Genomic DNA, 20,653 nt, shown 5'->3' with positions numbered 1-20,653 from the left:
AAAAGACAAAAGACTCTATAATGAGAGAGGACTCGATTGATTATAGATGAGATAGGTGACGGAGAATGGCAATAGAAAAATATTTTCAAACAATAGATGGCAGTCAAATTTTTTATCAAATTTTTGGCAAAGAAACAAATTACCCCCTTGTGTTACTTCATGGTAATGGCAATGATCATACTTTTTTTAATTATCAAATTTCTTATTTCTCCAAGGAGTATCAAGTTATTGCGGTGGATACCCGCGGACATGGACGTTCCACCAATACACAAAGTCAATTAACTTTTCCGCTTTTGGCAGAAGATTTAGCTGGTATTATTCAACAAGAACACTTAACAAAAATTAATTTATTGGGCTTTAGTGACGGAGCAAATATTGCCATGGTTTTTACCCATTTATATCCTGATTTCGTCAACAAACTCGTCTTAAATTCTGGAAATGTCACCATGTCTGGTCTAAAAAAATATGTAACGATTGCCACTTATTTTCAATATTGGTTTTGTCGTATTGGCGCCTTTTTTTCAAAAAAATTGCGCGCACGGCTCCCTATCGTGGCTCTGTTATTTGAAGATACTGGACTGACAAAACAAGATTTAGAACACATCCCCTGTCCTACTCTTGTTATTACTGGCAGTCGAGATTTAATTGCGCTTTCCCATTCACGGGCGATTGCTGATGCCATTCCTGCTGGCAAATTGGTCTTGGTAAATAAACAGGGTCATTTATTTGCCAAAAACTCACCAGATATTTTTAATAAAACAATCGAAAAATTCTTAAAGGAAATGAAGGTGTCTAAATGAAACAAATTATTCATTGGATCAAAACGCATACAGGATTACTAAAAACACTGTTTGTTATTGCGGTCTCAATTATTGTTGTTGCCCAACTTTTATCAATTGGTAAAACGATCTCATTTGAACAGTTAAAACAGATTTTTGATGAGATCCCGCTATGGAAATTGTTATTGATGATGGTTATCGGTTTAGTTTCCGTTACTCCGATGCTAAATTATGACTTAACATTAAATCGCATTTTAAACTTGAAAGTCTCAAAACGGGAACTCCTTGAATCTAGCTGGATTGTCAATACAATCAATAATATTGGTGGATTCGGTGGTTTGGTCAGCATGGGACTTCGTTCTGAATTTTATGGAAATAAAACAGAGGAAAAGAAAATTTTACCTGCGTTAACCCATATTTTACTTTTTGTGTTATCCGGTCTATCTATTTATAGTATTCTTTGCTTTTTCCTTGTTCAGTTTGATCCAAAGATGGCTTATTTACAGCAATATTGGATTTGGTTATTAGGTGGCGGTCTTTATTTCCCATTACTTTATCTTATTTTACATTTCCAAAAAAATAGTTCCTTTGGTAACCTCGATGCAAAAAATCGCTTATCTCTAGTTGTTTCTTCGTTTTTAGAATGGACAGGTGTTTTAATTACCTTTATCAGTATTGGTTACTTATTAGATGTACCGATTCCTTTAATTGATATTGTTCCTTTATATGTAGCAGCTTCGATTATTGGGATTGCTTCGATGATTCCAGGGGCTTTAGGTAGTTTTGATGTCATGATGATTTTAGGACTGAGCAACTTAGGTGTCGATCGTGAAATTATTGTTTTGTGGTTATTGCTCTATCGTTTATTCTATTATATTATCCCTTTCTTAATTGGCTGTTTGTTCTTTACAAAACACTTAAGCCAAAAATTGGATACTCATTATCGACAATTACTGAAACAAATTACTTTGGAAATTGCCCACAAATTGGAAGTGGTTTTACTTTATTTTTCAGGAATTATGATGGTGCTCCTAGCCACTATTCCAGAAGCCTTCACTCAAGTGCATTGGTTAAGAGATATTAACCCCTTCCGTTCACATATTATTATTCAAATTCCGAGTATTGTTTTAGGCTTTGCATTATTAATTATGGGACGTGGGATTGCTGATCGTGTTAAAAGAGCCTATTATCCAACGATTATTTTATTAATTGGTGCTATCTTGTATTCATTTGTTGTTGACTTTAGTATGTTTTCCATTTTCTATTTAGCTATTTTATTATTTATCGTTATTTTTTCAAAATCAGAATTGTACCGTGAACAACTGGTTTACTCTTGGGAGTGGATGACGATTGATGGGTTTATCTTTGGCTTGTTGACCTTATTATACCTAGTCATTGGTGTTTATAATTTACCGAACTTCCCACACCATCGTCATCATTTTGTGGAATTTTTCTTGTTCCCTTCCGAACGGATCTGGTTGTCAGGATTTATCGCTATCCTCTTAGTTATGAGTTTTAACTTTCTATTTGTTCGCTACCTCCAAGGGAAAAAACACCAAGTGGGTGAGTTTCCAGAAGATAGTATCTTGCATAATATCTTAACAACTTATGGCGGGAATATTGACAGTGAACTTGTCTTTCTTCATGATAAACAGGTTTTCTTATATCCCAAAGAAGAACCGACTGTCTTTTTACAATTCAACACCATTAATAATAAATGCGTTGTGATGGGCAATCCTTCGGGGAACAAAGAAGATTTTCCTGCGGCGATTGATGCATTCCTTAAAGAAACAGATCGTTTCGGCTATGTACCCGTCTTTTACGAAACCAATGAGGACAGCGTGATGTTACTACACGAATACGGCTACGAATTTATCAAAATGGGCGAAGAAGCCTTAGTTAATCTAGAAACATTTACGATGTCTGGGAAAAAATTCAAAGGTACCCGCGCAGTGTTTAATAAAATTACCAAAGCCGGCTATTCATTTGACGTACTCCAACCTCCTTTTAGTGCCGAACAAATGCACGAATTAAAAGCTATTTCGGATAGTTGGTTAGACAATCGAAAAGAAAAAGGCTTTTCACTAGGATTTTTCGATGAAGCGTATCTTCAAAGAAACCCAATTGCTGTTGTCCGAAATGCTGAAGGAGAAATGGTCTCTTTCGCTAATATCATTCCTAGTTACACAAATGAAGTTGGTACCATCGACTTGATGCGTCACCATAAAGAAAAAGCCCCTTCTGGAAGTATGGATTTCCTATTTATTCATTTATTTGAATATATGAAAACAGAAAATATTCATTATTTCAATTTAGGGATGGCTCCGTTAGCCAACGTTGGTCAATCAAGAAAAAGTTTTATTCAAGAACGGATTGCTGCGTTAATTTATGAATTTGGTTCAGAAATTTACTCCTTCCAAGGATTACGCGAATACAAGGAAAAATTTGCTAGCAAATGGCAACCCCGCTATACACTTTATTCTAAAAGTAGCTGGATTGTCTACGTGATGATCGCTTTACTCATTGTCGATCAAAAAAATATTGACTAACAAAAAGAAGCCCAATTAAGTATAAAAAGCTTGGCAACTTCACTGAAATTTAGTGAGGTTGCCAAGCTTTTTAATTTCTTTCATCTAGTTTTTCTTTAATCAAAAAGGCTGTTTCTTCGACAGATTTTGCGGTTACATCAATCACTGGGATACCATACTTCGCAAAAATTTCTTCGGCATAAGCTAATTCTTGTTCAATCCGTTCAACATTGGTATAACTGGTCTCATTACCTAAACCTAAGGAAGCCAACCGACTGCTACGAATCTGTCCTAATGCTTCTGGCGAACAAACTAAACCAATCATTTTTTGTGGATCCATTTCTTCCAAAATTGACGGCAATGGAACTTCTGGAATTAATGGTAAGTTAGAAACGCGGTAGCCTTGATTTGCTAAATACATACTGACTGGCGTTTTTGAGGTCCGCGAAACGCCTAACAACAATATATCAGAATCAAGAAACCCTTGAGGATTTTTGCCATCATCATATTTTACAGCAAATTCAATCGCTGAGATTTTATCAAAATAAGCACGATCTAGTTGGTGGCGTCGTCCAGGCTCTTCAATAGGATCTACTCCGGCTTTCGCTTGAATTAATTCAAAAAATGGCGCCATTAAATCTAAATATAACAACCCTGTTCGTTCACTAAATTCTTTCGCCGCTGTGATTAGTTGTTTACTGACTAATGTACTGACAACTAAGGCTTTATCTTTTAAGGCATCTTTTAAAATCTCTAATAATTCTTCTTCTGTTGTGACAAAAGAAAAATTGTATCGATTAAGAAAAGAAATATCTGGATATTGTGCGCTTGCTGCAGCTAACAATTTTTGTGATGTTTCTCCAAGTGAATCGGAAATAGTATAAACAATGATCTCTTTTTTCATAATTAAGCTCCCTTATCTATTTTGTGCGGCTTCTTTCGCTTGTTGCGTAATATAGGTTAAAATTTTCGTTTTCGTAATTTTTCCAATAACTTTTTTAGGATTTTCTTTTTCAACGACTGGCAAAGAATCCACTTCGTATTTTTGCAAAGTGTCAGCAGCTTCAAGAATAGTAAATTCTGGTGTGCAGGTTTTCACATGTGGCACTCTTGTCATACAAACAGCAACAGGTGTGCCATCAATATTTGTATTTAAAGAGGCCCGTAATAAATCTTTTCGTGACAAAACCCCTAATAATTCTTTTGCTTCATCCATGACATAAAGAGAACCGACATCATACATAAATAAGTTGGTAATCGCATCTCGAATTGAGGTGTCTTGGGCAACCATCAATGGTGGACTCATGATCTCCTGAACTTTTGTTTGAAAAACATCAAAAAAGAAAAAAGCCTCCATATTATCACTTTCGTAAGTATACCCAACTTTCGGACTTGCTTTTAAAATTCCTGAAAGTGTTAAAAAAGACAAATCAGAACGCAATGTCGCACGTGAAACGGTTAGTATGTCCGAAATGCGTTCACCACTAACTGGCTGATGCTCTTTTACAACAGCGATAATTTGCTCTTGTCGTTTACTTAATTTCATCATTTCCTCCTCAATTCCTCTTAAACAAATTGTGCATTCGCTTACAATTATACACATATTTATTGTTTTTTCAACATATTGACAAGAAACTTTTTCTATTGACAAACTTATTTCCGTCTATTATGATGTTTATTGAACATATAAGACACATATTAAACGGAGGTCACGCATGAAAAAGTTTATTTATTCTTTTAACGAAACACACAATGAAGGTAAAGAGACTCTTGGTGGTAAAGGGGCGAACTTGGCAGAAATGACACGCTTAGGTTTGCCGATTCCGCAAGGATTCACGATTACAACCCGTTGCTGTATGGACTATTTGGCAGATGCTACTTTCTTTGAAGAACACTTACAATCAGAAATTTTGAAAGCGGTTAAAAACCTAGAAACTGAAACAGGCAAATCTTTTACCGCGGACAATGAGATTCTCTTAGTTTCCGTTCGCAGTGGTGCTGCCTTCTCGATGCCTGGTATGATGGATACTATTTTAAATTTAGGTTTAAATGATCAACGTGTGAAAAAATTTGCGACCTTAACCTCTCCTGGTTTTGCTTTTGACTGTTATCGCCGACTTATTCAAATGTTTGGAGACGTCGTTTATCACATTCCCAAAGAATTATTTGACCAACAAAAAGAGCGCTTGGAACAAGAGCTAAACAAAAAAATTACCGCTTTTCAAGAAGAAGATCATTTTGCCTTGATTGTCCGCTACCAAGAAGTTTTCGAACAACATCAGGTGGTCTTCCCGCAAGACCCTGTCGCACAACTTTTTGAAGCAATCAAAGCTGTTTTTGATTCATGGAATAATCAACGTGCGGTGGTTTATCGAAACTTACATCATATTGCACATGATTTAGGTACAGCTGTCAACATTCAAGAAATGGTTTTCGGCAATCGTGGACTAGACAGTGGCACTGGCGTTGTTTTCACTAGAAATCCGGTCACAGGGGAAAATCAACTGTTTGGAGAGTTTCTTTTGAACGCGCAAGGAGAAGATGTAGTGGCTGGTATTCGGACGCCAGAACCCATTCGTCGTTTACGTTTGACTATGCCAAAAGTTTATCAAGATTTTCGCCATTACGCAGAACTGTTAGAATATCATTATCGTGACATGCAAGATATTGAATTTACCATTGAAAATGAAAAATTATATATTTTACAAACAAGAAACGGGAAACGAACCGCCGCAGCTACGGTTAAAATTGCTTTAGACTTAGCCAAAGAAAATCGCATTACTAAACAAGAAGCACTGTTGCGTGTGACACCTGATACGATTGATCAATTAATTCATCCCGTGTTTGATCAAGAGAAACGACAACACATGGAACGTTTAGCTATGGGACTTCCTGCTAGTCCTGGTGCAGCAAGTGGCCAAATTGTTTTTACAGCAGAAAAAGCTAAAGAACTGACCAATCTAGGAAAGAAAGTCATTCTTGTTCGTCAAGAAACTTCGCCAGAAGATATTGAAGGCATGGTTGTAAGCGAAGCAATTGTGACCAGTCGTGGCGGAATGACTTCTCATGCCGCTGTGGTGGCACGAGGAATGGGAACTTGCTGTGTGACTGGTTGTGAAAGTTTAACCGTCAATGAAGAAACCAAGCAACTACACTGCGGGCCACAGGTCATCTTAGAAGGAACAATCATTTCCGTCGATGGCTCAACGGGGGAAATTTATCTTGGCGAAATTCCCACAATTTCTGCTGATAATAACGATGACCTTCAAAAGCTCTTGTCTTGGGCAGATGCGTATGCTGATTTAACTGTTCGTGCCAATGCAGAAACTACACAAGATTTAGAGACTGCTATCCGTTTTGGCGCAGCGGGGATTGGTTTAGCACGAACAGAGCATATGTTTTTCGGTGAAGAGCGTGTCTTGGAAATGCGCCGCCTGATTTTAGCAGAGTCTGAAAAGGAAGCAACCTATGCGTTGGAGCAACTTCTTCATTTTCAACAGGAAGACTTTTATCAAATGCTGAAAGTAGTTCAAGACAAGCCCATGGTGGTCCGCTTGTTAGATCCGCCGATGCATGAGTTTTTACCTCATGAAAAGAATGATATTCAATTATTGGCGAAGCAACTACAACGGTTCCCGGTGACCATCGCCAAACAAATTGAACGGTTACAAGAAACCAATCCAATGTTGGGCCATCGTGGTTGTCGCTTAGGTGTGACCCAACCACAAATATACAAAATGCAAGTTACAGCCTTATTTACTAGTGCCATTCGATTAGTCAAAGAAGGAATTACTGTTTATCCAGAAGTGATGATTCCTCTAATCGCCGAAAAAGAAGAACTTCTCTATCTCAAACGCATTTTAAAAGAAACGATTGACGGTCTCTTTGAAGAACATAAAATGACTCCTTTCCCTTACGAAATCGGGACAATGATTGAACTACCTAGAGCTTGTCTGATTGCGGATCAGTTAGCAGAAGAAGCAGACTTTTTCAGCTTTGGAACAAATGATTTAACACAAATGACCTATGGCTTTTCTCGTGATGATATCGGTAAATTCATTAATACGTATCGGGAAAAGAAAATCATTACCCAAGATCCGTTTCAATCATTAGATCAAACAGGTGTTGGTCAATTGATTCAATTAGCTGTAGAGAAAGCGCGTCGCACTAAACCAAACATGAGTATTGGCGTATGTGGAGAAGTCGGTGGTGATCCGCAATCCATCACGTTTTTCCAAACACTTGGCCTAAACTACATCTCTTGCTCACCTTATCGGGTACCTATTGCGAAACTCGCAGCTGCCCAAGCCAAAATTTTAACCGAACCGGCTGTGACTGAAGAACAAATGGTCCTTCTTTAATTTAACGTGTGTAACAAATGATTCATCCTTACAAGATAAAAAGTGCTAGGAACATCAGTCGAAACGATTGATGTTCCTAGCACTAAATTTTAAGATCAATGATTGCACTCTGGTTATTTTCTTATAAACGCAGCATCTTTTGTCAAGGGGTCTGTTACATCTGATACATATCTTTCTACTTTCATATGCAAATCATATTTTTCTCTAAGTTCCGTAATACGGGTCATCATTGGAGAAGCGTGGTGTTTGTCTAATGCTTCCTGATCTGTCCAACTATCAATCAGCAGAACTGTTTCTTCATCGTCCATTGGAAAAAAGTATTCATAGCGACTATTCCCTTTTTCTGCACGGATTGCCTCTACAATTCCGCTGGCAATCATTTCTTTGGCAAATTCTCTTGCACCTCCATTTGTCCCACTATAATAAATATTTATAGTAATCGCCATCTGTCTTCCCCCCTAAATTTACTTGCCTTTTTACGTTCCCGACTGGAATTGAACCAGCGACCTACCGCTTAGGAGGCGGTTGCTCTATCCTACTGAGCTACGAGAACAATCTGTTTTAATTTTAGAAGTCTTCACTACATCTGTCAATAGACAAAAAGAAAGTATCCCGCATAAACAATTATGCGAGATACTTTCTTTCAGTGAAACACGTCGTTCGTTTATCTATTATTTTTTTTGCCGCCGATCAAGAATCATTTTTCCTAAATAATAAAGTCCTGTCGCAATAGCTATATATTGCCCAATTTTATTATTGCGTGCAACTTTTTCTTGTTTCGTTTTCGCCATTGTCCCCATCACCTTTCTAAAATAATTCTTTTTACATTTTTATTATAGTAGGTTCTGTCATTTTTTGCGAATAAACACACTTTTAAAAATAATCTTCTAAAATTGGCATGCCTTTGACTAAACGTTGGCCTAAACGTTGAACTGTCGTTGCATCTCCTTGCAAGCGTTCATAAAAAGATAACGTTTCTGCTGAACGATAGCCCAAGAATAGTTGCGTCCACGTTTGGATATCTGCTTTCAAAGCAGCAGTCCCTTCTTTTTCCACAGCACCTTTAGTCACTGTTGCTTTTCCTTGTTCGTCAATTGTGATTGTCCAAATACCTTCATTCCATGGCCCATAGGAATCTTCAATCTCTAAAGAATACGTTTCTTTTTCTCCTGATTGAAATGGATACTTTTCCAGAAATGTTTGTAACTCAACGATTCGTGCCATCATGTAAGGTAAAATTTTTACAGAAGCTGCTGGCGTTGGCATTAAATCATTTAAATCTTTTCCAGCAAAACCATTAATCCAATGGAACGATTGAACGGAACCATTATGTGAGCCAATAAACCCAGCTAAAGCTTTAAAAGCTGTATTAGTTAAATAGTTCCATTCTACGATTTCAAAGGTGCCAGCAGCTATCCGATAAATCACATAGCCTTCCGCTTTCCCTTCTGACGAATAATAAATCGCTTGATTATTTGGTTTACTTACACGATTCAGCGTATAATCCAACCACCAAGTTTCACGGATCACACCACCAGAGTGCGCTCTTTGATTTTCAAGGTATACGTCTTTAATGACCTCTTTACCGTCAGCCCAAGAAACTCGTTTAATGGTACCCGGAACTCGTTTAACACGTGGCCAGTCTTCCGTTTTAATTGTATACTCTGCTTGTTCAAATGTTTGTTCATAACCATATTGACGATAAAATGGATATGAAAACGGTGCTAAGTAAGAAAGGGCAACCTTTTGTTTCGCTAAATCAGCCAACATTTCTTTCATAATAGCAGAGATGCCGCCTTCACCACGATATTCTGGATAAGAAGCCACATAGCCAATTCCAGCCATGGGATAGCGGACACCATGGAAATTCACTTGAAAAGGTGTCGCCATCACTTGACTTGTTAATTGCTCATCAATTAGGAAGCCATAGCTTTGCGTATGTGACAACAATTTTTCAAAACGTTCTTGGCGTTCCGCCGTGGGTTCCTGATTAAAAGCATAGATGACAAGATCAAACATCTCTTTCATTTCTTCTTTGCCCATTTTTTTGACTCTTTTAGTTGTCATTTTCTTTCCTCCTCGCACATTGTATCAATTCATTTTATCACAGAAACGGTTCTCTCTCTAAAAGCCGTTATTTGCTGTCATTTCTTTGAACCAACGACCGCTTTTCTTAATGGTCCGTTTCGCATCATCATCTAAATCCACAGCAATGAAGCCGTAACGATTTTTATAGGCATTAAGCCAAGACCAGTTATCCATACACGTCCACATATGATATCCTTGAACATTACTACCTTCTTGAATCGCTTGATGCACCCATTTCAAGTGATCCTGCACGAATTCAATCCGATAATCATCTTCAATGACTCCTTGTTCATTGACAAAGCGTTCTTCTCCTTCTACGCCCATGCCATTTTCTGAAATGTAGCAGCGAATGTTGCCATAATTTTCTTTTAAATTCATTAATGTATCATAAATACCTTTTTCGTAGATTTCCCAGCCACGGTAAGGATTCATTTTTTTGCCAGGCATATCGTAGACATCATAAAAATCTTCTGGAAGTAAACCTTCTGGTCGTGTTTCAACAGGTGTTTCTTTTGCTTTGGCACGACGTGGTTGATAGTAGTTTACTCCTAATAAGTCCACAGTATTTTCAGCAATTATTGCTAAATCTTCTGGCGTTGTTTCTGGCAACAAGTCATTTGCTTTCGCCCAAGCAACCATATCTTCTGGAAAATGACCTTTAACAGCCGGGTCTAAAAACGAACGGTTAAAGAAACCATCGACAAATTTAGCCGCATTTACATCGGCTTCGTTGTGCTCATCACGAGGATAAGTCGGCGTTAAGTTTAAAATAATGCCAATTTCACCTGATAAGTTCATAGAGTGATAGACGGCAATCGCTTTGGCACTAGCTAAAGCTTCATGATAGAGTACTTGAATCCCTTCTTTTAGATTCACTTTATCAGGATAATGCCAGCCATAGAGATAACCACCTTCAACTGGTACAATTGGTTCATTGTGCGTAAACCATTTTTTCACGCGATCGCCAAACAATTCAAAACAGGTTTTGGCAAAGTCAACATACAAATCAACCACTTCACGGCTTTCCCAACCGCCTTTTTCTTGAAGTACCATCGGCATATCAAAATGATACAAGTTCATAAAGGGCTCAATCCCGTGTTCTAATAAATCATCAATCACTTGATTATAAAAATCAACTGCTGTTTGATTGACTTTTCCTGTTGTAGGATCTGGAATTAAACGGCTCCATTGAATGGATGTTCGAAAAGAGTTATGTCCCGTTTCTTTCATTAACTGAATATCTTCTTGGTATTTTTTATAAAATTGTGAGGTCTTATCTGGACCGACTTGTTGAAAAAATTTTTCTGGCGCTTCTTGATACCAAAAATCCCAAATGTTTTGACCTTTACCATCACCTTCAAAAACGCCTTCTGTTTGAGGACCGCTGGCTGCAGAACCCCACCAAAAATTTTCTGGAAATTGATATTTCATGTTGTTTGCTCCTTTACGATTTAATCATTAAAAAAAGGATTGAACCCTCCGTAAGAGTCCGGACGATTCAATCCTTCGATTTTTTACTCAGCTGCTTCTGCGGCTGCTTCTTGTTTCAAGTATTGATCTGTTGCTACTTTTACGAAAGGCATGTAGATCAAAATAGAAATCAATAAGTTAACAGCTGCTAAAACTCCGCCGGCGATACTCTTCGTGGCTAAAAATCCGCCAATAATTGGTGGTGTTACCCAAGGTGGCATAAAGGTTGCAGCTGGTACTAAACCAGTTGCTGTCGCCACATACGCAACAGTTACAAGAACCATTGGGACTAAAATGAATGGGATAAACATAATTGGGTTTAAAACAATTGGTAAACCGAACATGACTGGTTCATTAATATTAAATAGTCCTGGTGCTAAACTTAAGTTTGTAATGACTTTGTATGGTTTGTTACGACGACCTACGATAAAGATAGCAATTAACAGACCTAATGTTGCCCCTGTTCCACCTAAGTTTACAAATGAATCAAAGAAAGGTTTGTTTACAATATAAGGAATTGCTTTACCTGCTTCTAAAGCTTTAATGTTCGCATCAATCGCTGGTACGTTGATTGTTTGCATTAATGGGTCAACCATGTTGGCACCATGTAAACCAAAGAACCATAAGAATGGTGTAATGAAAGCTAACAATAATGCTGATGGGTAGCTGTTTGCAAGTCCCATAAATGGTTGTTGAACTGCTTCATAGAATGAAATAACGATATTGTCAATTCCTAAAGCAAATAGAATTGATGTAATTAAACTAAATAAACTGATTGTAATCATTGCTGGTAATAATGCCGCAAATGATTTTGCTACTGCTGGTGGTACACCATCAGGCATTTTGATAACTAATTTAGGATTGCCAGATAAACGTTGGAATAGTTCTCCTGAAATAAGTGCAATAATCAAAGCAATAAATAATCCAGTTGCGCCCATGCCTTCTAAGCCGCCAACTGCGAAGAATGAAGCTACAGAAACTGTACCGGCTGCAATGCCGTCTTTTCCATAAGATTTAACTAAATTGTGTGCTACTAAAAAGGCTACTAAAACGGCAAAGATTGCGAATGTACCGTTCCAAATGTTACCACCAAAGCTTTTCCAAATTGGTGCATCGTTATACATCATTGGGAAAATTTTGTTTAAAAAGTCCTCATATCCTGGAATTGGAATATTATTAATTAATACCGCCAAAGCCCCTAAAATCATTAATGGCATCGTTACGACAAACGCGTCACGAATTGCTACCAAGTGCCGTTGCGCTGCGATAACTGACGCTTTCGGCATAAAGTGTTTCTCCATCCATTGAACAAATCCGTCCATTGTTATTCCTCCTAATTAACGCTTTCTCAAGCGCGTTTTTCTTATAAGACGCATTGACAACGAGATTACTCGTTATCAATACGGCGATAAAGATCGATAATTTCTTTTGCTAAATCTGTAAATGCAATCGCAGTCATTAAATGATCTTGACTGTGCACTGTTAACAATGTTACTTGCATGTTATTGCCTTTTGCTTCTTCTGTTAACATTCCTGTTTGCGAATGATGTGCATGTACAAGTGATTCTTCTGCATCTGCAATTTTTTTGTCTGCTAATTCAAAATCCCCCGATTTTGCTGCGGCAATCGCTTCCATTGCATCGCTTTTAGCATTTCCGCCATACATGATTAAACCCATGATTGCTTCTAAGTTCTGTTGTCCGTCCATTACCTCTACCCCATTTTCTGCTCTAGTTTGATGATCCCATTAATGAAATTGCTTGATCTAAAACTTTTTCGCCATTCATCATGCCATAGTCCGCCATGTTAATTACATCTAAAGGAATCCCTTTTGGTTGTAATTTTTGTTCAAATTGCCCTTTCATGAAACGAACTTGTGGGCCTAATAATAAAACATTTACCTCTTTATTTTCCAAGTTTGTATCTGCTTCAGAAGCCGATACTGCAAAGATGTCTGCTTCCATGCCACGATCTTCTGCTGCTTTTTGCATTTTTGTTACTAATAAACTTGTGCTCATTCCTGCGGAACAAACTAACATAATTGTTTTTTTTGCCATTTTCCTTCATCTCCTAAATTCTCTTTGTTTTGCTTTACACCTTTATATAAGCAAGAAGCGTGCCAAGTTTTAACACATTGAAAACCTTGATATGACAACGTTTTCCAACATGGAAAGCGTGTACACACTAAAAATAAAACGATTACACACAGCTTTTTTGTGTGCGTTTCCAAAATAATAGGGCAACAAAAGAAAGTGAGTGATAAGTCGAAACGACTCATCGCTCACTTTCTAAAGCTGAAGAGAATCAACTGGACAAAAGCCGCTTTTTCCCTTTAAGCAGTTTCCATCATTTTAAGCATTTTATAAAACTGTTTCTTTTTAAAATAACTTAAAAAGATACCTAATACTGCGTCATTCAGTTTTTGTAACGCCCCATAAGAAACCATTGTTTCTGTATAACGCAGTTCACAGCTGTTTTCATCAATTGGCTGGAGCTCATACCGCACCGAGAAATCATTTTTAGTTGTGGATGTTCGAAATTGATAGGCCTTATTTTCTATAGCTTCTTCAATAACTATTTTCGCGCGACTATTTTTACTATATTCTTTGATGTATTCAAACTTACGCAACTGCTTTCTTGTAAGAGTTTTGCCTGTTTGCTTACGGATATCAAAAATAACAGAATTCATTAATTGCGTGTAAAATTCATCTGCTGAAATAGTTAATGTTTTCGTAATTTCCATTACCGTTTCACCTCATCCTTTGTCGCCTCTTCTTCAGCAACTTTTTTTCCTTTAAAAAACAGGTAACCACCAAGTCCAATGAAAAAAATCCCCGTTGTCAGACTTAATAAATCATAGTTTAAGGAGCTGGGATTCAACGAATACAAAACAATCAAGAAGCCAATACTACATAAAAATAATCCATTTCTAATCATTTTCATCCATCCTATCTTTTTAGACTACCGTTGCTTGGAAGTATAAAACGCCACCCCAAGGTTGTTCCTTAATCAGCTGTTTTGCAACTTGTGCAGCAGTTTCAGGGTCTCCTTCAACTTCAAAAAATAACTTAATACCATTCTTTTCTTTAAAAGTAAATGTTTCATTTCCCCCTTGATATGCCTCTAATAAAGTAATAATTTCCTCTTGCTTCATTGCACTTGCAATCGAAATCATGCCGCTCGCTCCTTTCTATACAAGTAATTGCTGTTTTTATTGCCTATTGCTCACTTTCGCCTAATGCAGGATCCATTTTGTTAGCAGCGATAACAAACGGTGTCCAAATCAAGAAAGTGACTACCATACATACCAACGCTACAATTGGTGCGCGCCAGTCGGCACCTGTCGCTAAGAAAGATAATAGCAACGGCGGTGTCACCCATGCGACTTGTTGAGAAACTGGGGCGACTAGCCCAAGATACGTTGCAACCCAGCCAATTGTAGTAGCAACTAATGGCGCAATTACAAATGGAATAAACATAATTGGATTCAGAACAACTGGTAAACCAAACATAATCGGTTCATTGATATTAAAGATTCCAGGCCCTAATGATAATTTACCGACTGTTAAATAATCTGCTCGTTTGGAGAATAACAAGATTGCAATAATTAGGACAATTGTACCGCCTGAACCACCAAACCAAGCAAAAGCATCAAACGAACCACGGACCCACATGTAGGCTTTACCGTCGTCAATAGCGGCTAAAACCGCAGCTGTTCCTGTTTTTCCTTCATAACCTTTTTGGAAAATATCAATATTGATTAATTGTGCTTGTCCCCAAATTCCTTCAAGAACTGGTGCCAAAACGTTTGGCCCATGAATACCAAAGAACCAGAAAATTTGAACAAAAACCGTTACGATTAACACAGCGCCTAGTCCTTGTGATAACCCAAGGAACGGTTCCGCGATATATTTTTGAATTAAGTCAATTAATAATTGACCGCCTGAAAGTTTTGACACCGTAAAGTTAATAATCGCTACGACATACAACGCGATTGTTGCTGGTAAAATTGCCGCAAACGCTTTTGAAACTGCTGGTGGTACAGAATCAGGCATTTTTATTGTTAAATCCGCTTGCATTAATTTACAAAAAATAATGGTTGATAAAGCGCCCATAATCATCACTGTAAAGAAAGCGTTACCATTTAGATGATTGAGATTTAACCAACCCCATGGATTGACAGTCAATTGATTATTAGCAATTGACGCACCAATTTCTGCCCCGTTAATTGCGTTGGCAATCTTTTCTGGCACTTTTACAGCTAATTCAGCTGTGTTATTTGGTGCAAAAGCAACACCTGAAATTAAGGTAGCTAAACTGACAATCCCACCAGCTAGCTCATTCACATTGTATGCTTTCGCTAAGTTATAGCCCCAAGAAAAAGCGAAAATCAAACCAGCGATAGCCAATGTACCATTCCAAACAAAACCATTAATCCCAATGATGACATTCAATACTGCAAAAATACCTTTGTCTGCTTCCAAACTTGCCGCATAAGTTGAGACAAACTCTTGGGGAAGATCTCGAATAATTGCGTTAATCATTACGGCGACTGATCCAGCCATTGTCGCAGGTAATGTACCAATAAAAGCATCCCTTAGTGCCACCAGATGTTTCTGTGCACCAATTTTTGCGGCAGTTGGTAAGATATATTTTTCCATCCATGCCATTAATCCGTTCATTTTTATTCCTCCTGTATCCATTTATATTTATTAAAAAGGCAGTAGCCTCATTAAACGAATGAATCGAGCGTACAAAATAAAACCTTTGGTAACATGCACTATCCTTATTTGCTATTCACTTTTCTTAAACCTTTTAATTACTTATCCCATTAATGAGATTGCTTGATCTAAAACTTTTTCGCCATTCATCATGCCATAGTCCGCCATGTTAATTACATCTAAAGGAATCCCTTTTGGTTGTAATTTTTGTTCAAATTGCCCTTTCATGAAACGAACTTGTGGACCTAAAAGTAAAACATTCACCTCTTTATTTTCCAAGTTTGTATCAGCTTCAGAAGCCGATACTGCAAAGATGTCTGCTTCCATGCCACGATCTTCTGCTGCTTTTTGCATTTTTGTTACTAATAAACTTGTGCTCATTCCTGCGGAACAAACTAACATAATTGTTTTTTTTGCCATTTTTTCTTCATCTCCTTAAAAATTATGACGTTATACACTTTATTTATAGCAATAATTGTGCCAAGTTTTTTCCTCATTAAAGTGCTGATATAACAGCTTTCACCATCAAAAAAAGCGTGCACACACTAAAAGAAAACGCTTACACACATGAAATTGTGTGTAATTTACAAAAAGAAAACATCAAGAAAAAAGAGAGCGTTTTCTTATTTCTTAATGTTTTTTTTATTTATTATTGTTTACTTTTAATTTCATTTTCTAAGAACATTTGGGTAACATGCGCAACTTCTGCTTCCGGGATCGTCACACGATACGCCCGTTCAATTAACATAAAATTCGTGCGTACGACATCGATTTCTAAACGATGTGTTTTAACATATTCCGCTAAGTTTGGAAAAGTTCTTGCTTCTTCTCCTTTAATTAAAGCATCTACCAGAAAAGCCAAATGAATCATGATTCCGGCATCCACCCCTGGTTCAACAATAATATGCATGTCTGTTTGTATTTGATGAACTGTTTTTTGTAACATGAGAATTAATTTTTGTAAGGAGTCCACAGAGGTAATGACGCCACTTAGTGAATGAACAATTGTATCAATCGCCACTTCATCACTAGCAATCCGTTTCAATACATTTAATTTTTCATCATCAAAAATATCATAGACGGAAAAGAAGGGAATATTTTGATATTCAACATCCACAGTTCCCGCAATGGCCTTAATTTCATATTCTTCCATCAAGTTGTCGATATGCTTTTTAAACGTTTCTCGTTCAATAAATTGCATTTGAATCAGTTCCACTTTTGTTTCATCAATAACGGGTAAGATTCGTTGGTATAGTTTTGCGGCAACCCCTTCTCCAGTAAAGCACGTCACGATTACTGCTTTTTTAACGTTTTGACGTTTTTGCAGACTAGAACGAAATTGTTCTCTCACAACGCTTTCAAAAGAAAGTTGAATATTTTGGTAAATGTCCTCTAAACTTCGTCCCACGCTTGCCATTCGAATAGCTTCTAAGACAATCATTGTGCTCGTCATTGTAATCGCCTTCGTTCGGATACCTGTTTCTTCAAACAACATATTTCCAAACGAATTTAATGAACCCATATCCGTCAGTAATAAAATCCCATTGTTTAACGATTCTTTTTGCGTAATTACTTGGTTTCGTAATTGTTCATACATTGTTTGAACTTCCATCGTTAACGGCATATTCATCGCTGTTCCGATTGACGTTCCTAAAAGTTCTTGGGCGGTTTTCAACATACTTGAGGCAGTAGAATCCCCATGCATTAAGACGAACACACCAACATTATTTTCTGGAGTTCTTTCTTCTTTACCGACATTAATAGATAAAAACATACTAATAAAGCCAATTTCATCGAAAGGAATCTCTATGTTGTTCTCTTCTTCAATAATAGAAGATAAATCTAAGGCTACTTGAAATTCTTTTTTCATGTTTTTACGGACATTATTTAAATCAGGATGGACAATCACGTGACCTTCTTTGACTCGTTCAATCGTACTTTGTAAATGAAGCGCAAAGGCAAAGCGTGCTGTTTCATTGTACGTGTGTTCCAAACGCTCTTCTGCGATATCATAAAGACGATTCGTTAAGTCCCAAATAGCTTCTGGTAGTAACTCCTTATGTAAAGAATGTTGGGTTAATTCTTCGACATAATTTTTAAAATACGCATTCATATCTTTAGAAATCAATTCTTCTAAATCAACATTTTCTAAGTCAGCTTCGGACAAATCAGCGACTTTTTCTTCGATTTCATTGTAAACCTGCATGTCTCTAGCTGGATCTTGCGACCAAACAATTTTGTTGGTACCTGGTTGGAAAGATAAATAATTACTTTTACTGTCGACAAATTGATCCAAGCGCTCAGGTACTTCTTTAATTTTTAATAATCCTTTTTGGACAGGTAACGACAAATCCCGTTTACGGATAACCAAGTGTTCTAAATTGTGCGTCCGATAATAAAGAAATGACTTAGCACAAACTAATTTTAAGTCCCGCTTCACCTGACCAATATTTCCTTCTGCATCGTATAACATAAAAGCCAAAACTGCTTCGCGTTCGATATCAATTTGTTGGCCCAAACGTGTTGCCTCTTGCTGAATAAATAACGAAATGATGGCATAACGCTCATCTAGCGTCCGTGCATCTAAAGATGGCAATGTAATCGACATCGGAATCCGCCGATTAAAAGTGGTTAAAAAGTTTTCTGAGGATTCCGTTGTCGCACCAATAATTTGAACAGAGGCTTCATAGGTTTGACCACTTTCTCCTAATGGACGGTACACGCCTTTATCAATAAACGTAAAGAGCATTTCTTGACCTTCTGGCGGTAAACGATGAATTTCATCTAAAAAGAGAATCCCGCCATCTGCTTTTGCCATTAAGCCTGGACTATCTTCATTCGCACCAGTATAGGCGCCTTTTTTTACGCCAAAGATATGACCAAATAATAATTGTGGGTTTTGTGCATAATCAGCACAATTAAAAGAGACAAAAGGGGCATCTTCATCTAAGGTTTTTGAATCAATAGCAAAACGGTACATACATTCAGCAAAAAGAGATTTCCCTGTTCCTGTTTTCCCAAAAATAATCGTATGCAAACCTCTTGGTGGATATAAAATAGCCGCCTTGGCCTGCTGAATACTCACTTTTAAAGAATCATTGGCACCTACTAATGTGTCAAAACTAACAGAGGTGGACTCATCTACATGGACTTGTTCTCCTTCATTGATTGTTGGCACTGAATAGATAACAGGACGTCCAGTACTTCTAGTAATTTTCTTTTCTTTGAATAATTCATTTAAATAACGGCTGGCATTACTGCGATCAATCATTAACTGTTCTGCTACCGCTCCTGCCGTTAAGCCAGTTTCATTTTTTTGAAGTAACGCTAAGATTTCTTCCTTCCGAGATTTCATGGAATCCTCCTCGATACAACGTTCTGCTTGAAGCTCGTAAAGCGTTATTTCTTCGCTTTACGAGCTCCTTTGTTTTTCGTGTTTTTCTTTTTGTTTTTCTTCTTTTTGCGTGTTTCTTGTGGTTCTTTGACAACAGAATTTACTGTTTCTGGTTTTCTTTCTTTCGTACTCTTTTTTTCTGAATACGTATCTTTGACTACGTTCTTTTTTTCTAGTTCATCTTTGGCTTTTGGCTGCTCATGAAGTGCACCATCATATAAAAAGATTTCCTGATAAGGAATGGCCAATTGTTTCATCAAACGTTGATAATCCCTTTTGGTGCCATCGTTGATAAACGTAATCACTGCCCCTTGTGCACCCATCCGGCCAACGCGACCAGAACGATGAATATAGCTCTCTTCGGTTAAAGGAACATCTACGTTTACGACGTAAGGGACCCCAGTGAAATCTAAGCCCCGTGCCGCAATATCCGTGGTTAATAACAACTTCACTCGTTCTGCTTTAAATTGATCGATCGCCAATTTACGCAACTGTTTACTTTGATCTGAAGCCAGACCAATAGCCGGCACATTCTCATAAACTAATTTTTCTTCTGCTGCACCTAAATCAGCAACTTGATTGAAAAAGACCATGCTTCTGAATGCTTCTGTATGGGCCAAACGACGTAAGTAATCAGCTTTTTTTCTTGGTGCTAACCGAATAAAGTAGTGGGCGACTTGACCTGCTGAAGTATCTTCTTCCGTCACATCAATCACCTGTAATTTTTGGCTTAAAGATTGCGCTTGATTCACGACACGATCAGCAGTCGCTGAATAAAAAACAAGTTGGTATTCGGTTGGTGTGTGTGTCAAAATTTGCTTGGTTAAACTTAGCTCTTCCTCTTGGAAAAGTTGATCAACTTCATCCATTACAATTGTTTTTAACAACTGAGCTTTGACTTTTTTGTTCTTCATTAACTCTAAAATCCGACCTGGCGTTCCGATTAACACTTCGGGACGTTTTTTTAACTTGTCAATCTGGCGTGAAACATTTGCCCCGCCGATTAACGTTTGAACCGTTAATTGAAGTGGTTTAGCCCAAGTCCGAGCAACTTCAGCAATTTGCATAGCTAATTCTTGAGACGGAGCAATAATCAACAATTGATTTCCCTGTCCTTTTTCAACAGTTAAGAGTAAAGGCAGCATGTAAGCAAGTGTTTTTCCAGTTCCTGTCGGCGAAATTCCTAAAACATTTTCTCCTTCGCGAAGGGGCGTAAAACTTTTTTCTTGAATTGTTGATGGTTCGTTAAAGCCAGAAGCTTGCCACTGTTCTTGCCAAGCCTCTGGAAGTTGTTCTAAAAATCTCATATTGT

At 37.5% G+C, this 20,653-nt stretch carries 18 protein-coding genes and 1 tRNA gene; 3 read left to right on the top strand and 16 right to left on the bottom strand.

The features are described 5' to 3' along the window. Positions 1 to 65 precede the first annotated feature (65 nt). The gene (locus IGJ90_RS04245) at positions 66 to 800 is read left to right on the top strand and encodes an alpha/beta fold hydrolase (RefSeq protein WP_002358908.1); all 735 of its coding nucleotides are present in this window, start codon (positions 66 to 68) and stop codon (positions 798 to 800) included. Then, positions 797 to 3,328, top strand: a complete 2,532-nt coding sequence (mprF, locus tag IGJ90_RS04240) for a bifunctional lysylphosphatidylglycerol flippase/synthetase MprF (protein ID WP_002358907.1) — start codon at positions 797 to 799, stop codon at positions 3,326 to 3,328. The genes IGJ90_RS04245 and mprF overlap by 4 nt, the downstream gene beginning before the upstream one ends. Before the next feature lie 70 nt (positions 3,329 to 3,398). Here mprF and IGJ90_RS04235 read toward each other — a convergent pair whose 3' ends face one another. Both IGJ90_RS04235 and IGJ90_RS04230 read right to left on the bottom strand, forming a co-directional pair. After that, complete coding sequence (locus tag IGJ90_RS04235; protein WP_002396488.1) at positions 3,399 to 4,211, bottom strand: pyruvate, water dikinase regulatory protein; 813 nt, start codon at positions 4,209 to 4,211, stop codon at positions 3,399 to 3,401. 12 nt (positions 4,212 to 4,223) lie between these two features. Further along, positions 4,224 to 4,853 (bottom strand): helix-turn-helix transcriptional regulator, encoded by a 630-nt coding sequence (locus IGJ90_RS04230; RefSeq protein WP_002373646.1) that lies wholly within the window; start codon positions 4,851 to 4,853, stop codon positions 4,224 to 4,226. A gap of 169 nt (positions 4,854 to 5,022) precedes the next feature. On the opposite strand from IGJ90_RS04230, the gene ppdK reads away from it, so the two are divergent. Next, positions 5,023 to 7,668 carry a pyruvate, phosphate dikinase gene (gene ppdK, locus IGJ90_RS04225; RefSeq protein ID WP_002373645.1) on the top strand — a complete coding sequence of 882 codons (2,646 nt, stop codon included), beginning with the start codon at positions 5,023 to 5,025 and terminating at the stop codon, positions 7,666 to 7,668. Positions 7,669 to 7,781: 113 nt separating this feature from the next. Here ppdK and IGJ90_RS04220 read toward each other — a convergent pair whose 3' ends face one another. The 14 genes from IGJ90_RS04220 to IGJ90_RS04155 form a co-directional block, all read right to left on the bottom strand. Further along, positions 7,782 to 8,114 (bottom strand): putative quinol monooxygenase, encoded by a 333-nt coding sequence (locus tag IGJ90_RS04220; protein WP_002355924.1) that lies wholly within the window; start codon positions 8,112 to 8,114, stop codon positions 7,782 to 7,784. A 33-nt stretch (positions 8,115 to 8,147) separates the two neighbouring features. Further along, positions 8,148 to 8,221, bottom strand: a tRNA-Arg gene (locus IGJ90_RS04215). 320 nt (positions 8,222 to 8,541) lie between these two features. Then, a complete protein-coding gene (locus IGJ90_RS04210) occupies positions 8,542 to 9,735 on the bottom strand; it encodes a GNAT family N-acetyltransferase (protein WP_438767603.1) in 1,194 nt (397 codons plus the stop codon). 57 nt (positions 9,736 to 9,792) lie between these two features. Next, positions 9,793 to 11,187 carry a glycoside hydrolase family 1 protein gene (locus tag IGJ90_RS04205; RefSeq protein WP_002355921.1) on the bottom strand — a complete coding sequence of 465 codons (1,395 nt, stop codon included), beginning with the start codon at positions 11,185 to 11,187 and terminating at the stop codon, positions 9,793 to 9,795. Between the two features lie 83 nt (positions 11,188 to 11,270). Next, positions 11,271 to 12,548 (bottom strand): PTS sugar transporter subunit IIC, encoded by a 1,278-nt coding sequence (locus tag IGJ90_RS04200; RefSeq protein ID WP_002355920.1) that lies wholly within the window; start codon positions 12,546 to 12,548, stop codon positions 11,271 to 11,273. Positions 12,549 to 12,613: 65 nt separating this feature from the next. Next, the gene (locus IGJ90_RS04195) at positions 12,614 to 12,934 is read right to left on the bottom strand and encodes a PTS lactose/cellobiose transporter subunit IIA (RefSeq protein WP_002355919.1); all 321 of its coding nucleotides are present in this window, start codon (positions 12,932 to 12,934) and stop codon (positions 12,614 to 12,616) included. Positions 12,935 to 12,956: 22 nt separating this feature from the next. After that, the gene (locus IGJ90_RS04190) at positions 12,957 to 13,283 is read right to left on the bottom strand and encodes a PTS sugar transporter subunit IIB (protein WP_002355918.1); all 327 of its coding nucleotides are present in this window, start codon (positions 13,281 to 13,283) and stop codon (positions 12,957 to 12,959) included. A 275-nt stretch (positions 13,284 to 13,558) separates the two neighbouring features. Next, complete coding sequence (locus tag IGJ90_RS04185; RefSeq protein ID WP_276338532.1) at positions 13,559 to 13,969, bottom strand: DUF3284 domain-containing protein; 411 nt, start codon at positions 13,967 to 13,969, stop codon at positions 13,559 to 13,561. Then, the gene (locus IGJ90_RS04180) at positions 13,969 to 14,169 is read right to left on the bottom strand and encodes a DUF3188 domain-containing protein (RefSeq protein ID WP_002355916.1); all 201 of its coding nucleotides are present in this window, start codon (positions 14,167 to 14,169) and stop codon (positions 13,969 to 13,971) included. The genes IGJ90_RS04185 and IGJ90_RS04180 overlap by 1 nt, the downstream gene beginning before the upstream one ends. 13 nt (positions 14,170 to 14,182) lie before the next feature. Next, positions 14,183 to 14,401 (bottom strand): hypothetical protein, encoded by a 219-nt coding sequence (locus tag IGJ90_RS04175; protein WP_156248565.1) that lies wholly within the window; start codon positions 14,399 to 14,401, stop codon positions 14,183 to 14,185. A gap of 43 nt (positions 14,402 to 14,444) precedes the next feature. After that, positions 14,445 to 15,908 (bottom strand): PTS sugar transporter subunit IIC, encoded by a 1,464-nt coding sequence (locus IGJ90_RS04170; protein WP_002364646.1) that lies wholly within the window; start codon positions 15,906 to 15,908, stop codon positions 14,445 to 14,447. Between the two features lie 141 nt (positions 15,909 to 16,049). Beyond that, positions 16,050 to 16,367, bottom strand: coding sequence for a PTS sugar transporter subunit IIB (locus IGJ90_RS04165; protein ID WP_002355913.1), 318 nt, complete (start codon positions 16,365 to 16,367; stop codon positions 16,050 to 16,052). A 229-nt stretch (positions 16,368 to 16,596) separates the two neighbouring features. Continuing rightward, positions 16,597 to 19,302 carry a sigma 54-interacting transcriptional regulator gene (locus tag IGJ90_RS04160; RefSeq protein WP_002355912.1) on the bottom strand — a complete coding sequence of 902 codons (2,706 nt, stop codon included), beginning with the start codon at positions 19,300 to 19,302 and terminating at the stop codon, positions 16,597 to 16,599. A 44-nt stretch (positions 19,303 to 19,346) separates the two neighbouring features. Next, positions 19,347 to 20,648, bottom strand: coding sequence for a DEAD/DEAH box helicase (locus tag IGJ90_RS04155; RefSeq protein WP_002355911.1), 1,302 nt, complete (start codon positions 20,646 to 20,648; stop codon positions 19,347 to 19,349). Positions 20,649 to 20,653: the final 5 nt, after the last annotated feature.

The organism is Enterococcus sp. AZ129, assembly GCF_051714505.1.
GTDB classification, from domain to species: Bacteria; Bacillota; Bacilli; order Lactobacillales; family Enterococcaceae; genus Enterococcus; species Enterococcus faecalis.
Note: the sequence above shows the minus strand (reverse complement) of the source record. Positions and strands in the feature narration are given on the sequence as shown.

What these genes read in the sequence shown, in the direction of transcription:
- IGJ90_RS04235 (WP_002396488.1), bottom strand. Translation starts at nt 4,211, where the DNA reads ATGAAAAAAGAGATCATTGTTTATACTATTTCCGATTCACTTGGAGAA.
- IGJ90_RS04210 (WP_438767603.1), bottom strand. Translation starts at nt 9,735, where the DNA reads ATGACAACTAAAAGAGTCAAAAAAATGGGCAAAGAAGAAATGAAAGAG.
- IGJ90_RS04185 (WP_276338532.1), bottom strand. Translation starts at nt 13,969, where the DNA reads ATGGAAATTACGAAAACATTAACTATTTCAGCAGATGAATTTTACACG.
- IGJ90_RS04200 (WP_002355920.1), bottom strand. Translation starts at nt 12,548, where the DNA reads ATGGACGGATTTGTTCAATGGATGGAGAAACACTTTATGCCGAAAGCG.
- IGJ90_RS04245 (WP_002358908.1), top strand. Translation starts at nt 66, where the DNA reads ATGGCAATAGAAAAATATTTTCAAACAATAGATGGCAGTCAAATTTTT.
- mprF (WP_002358907.1), top strand. Translation starts at nt 797, where the DNA reads ATGAAACAAATTATTCATTGGATCAAAACGCATACAGGATTACTAAAA.
- IGJ90_RS04190 (WP_002355918.1), bottom strand. Translation starts at nt 13,283, where the DNA reads ATGGCAAAAAAAACAATTATGTTAGTTTGTTCCGCAGGAATGAGCACA.
- IGJ90_RS04170 (WP_002364646.1), bottom strand. Translation starts at nt 15,908, where the DNA reads ATGAACGGATTAATGGCATGGATGGAAAAATATATCTTACCAACTGCC.
- IGJ90_RS04205 (WP_002355921.1), bottom strand. Translation starts at nt 11,187, where the DNA reads ATGAAATATCAATTTCCAGAAAATTTTTGGTGGGGTTCTGCAGCCAGC.
- ppdK (WP_002373645.1), top strand. Translation starts at nt 5,023, where the DNA reads ATGAAAAAGTTTATTTATTCTTTTAACGAAACACACAATGAAGGTAAA.
- IGJ90_RS04155 (WP_002355911.1), bottom strand. Translation starts at nt 20,648, where the DNA reads ATGAGATTTTTAGAACAACTTCCAGAGGCTTGGCAAGAACAGTGGCAA.
- IGJ90_RS04165 (WP_002355913.1), bottom strand. Translation starts at nt 16,367, where the DNA reads ATGGCAAAAAAAACAATTATGTTAGTTTGTTCCGCAGGAATGAGCACA.
- IGJ90_RS04195 (WP_002355919.1), bottom strand. Translation starts at nt 12,934, where the DNA reads ATGGACGGACAACAGAACTTAGAAGCAATCATGGGTTTAATCATGTAT.
- IGJ90_RS04230 (WP_002373646.1), bottom strand. Translation starts at nt 4,853, where the DNA reads ATGAAATTAAGTAAACGACAAGAGCAAATTATCGCTGTTGTAAAAGAG.
- IGJ90_RS04180 (WP_002355916.1), bottom strand. Translation starts at nt 14,169, where the DNA reads ATGAAAATGATTAGAAATGGATTATTTTTATGTAGTATTGGCTTCTTG.
- IGJ90_RS04220 (WP_002355924.1), bottom strand. Translation starts at nt 8,114, where the DNA reads ATGGCGATTACTATAAATATTTATTATAGTGGGACAAATGGAGGTGCA.
- IGJ90_RS04160 (WP_002355912.1), bottom strand. Translation starts at nt 19,302, where the DNA reads ATGAAATCTCGGAAGGAAGAAATCTTAGCGTTACTTCAAAAAAATGAA.
- IGJ90_RS04175 (WP_156248565.1), bottom strand. Translation starts at nt 14,401, where the DNA reads ATGATTTCGATTGCAAGTGCAATGAAGCAAGAGGAAATTATTACTTTA.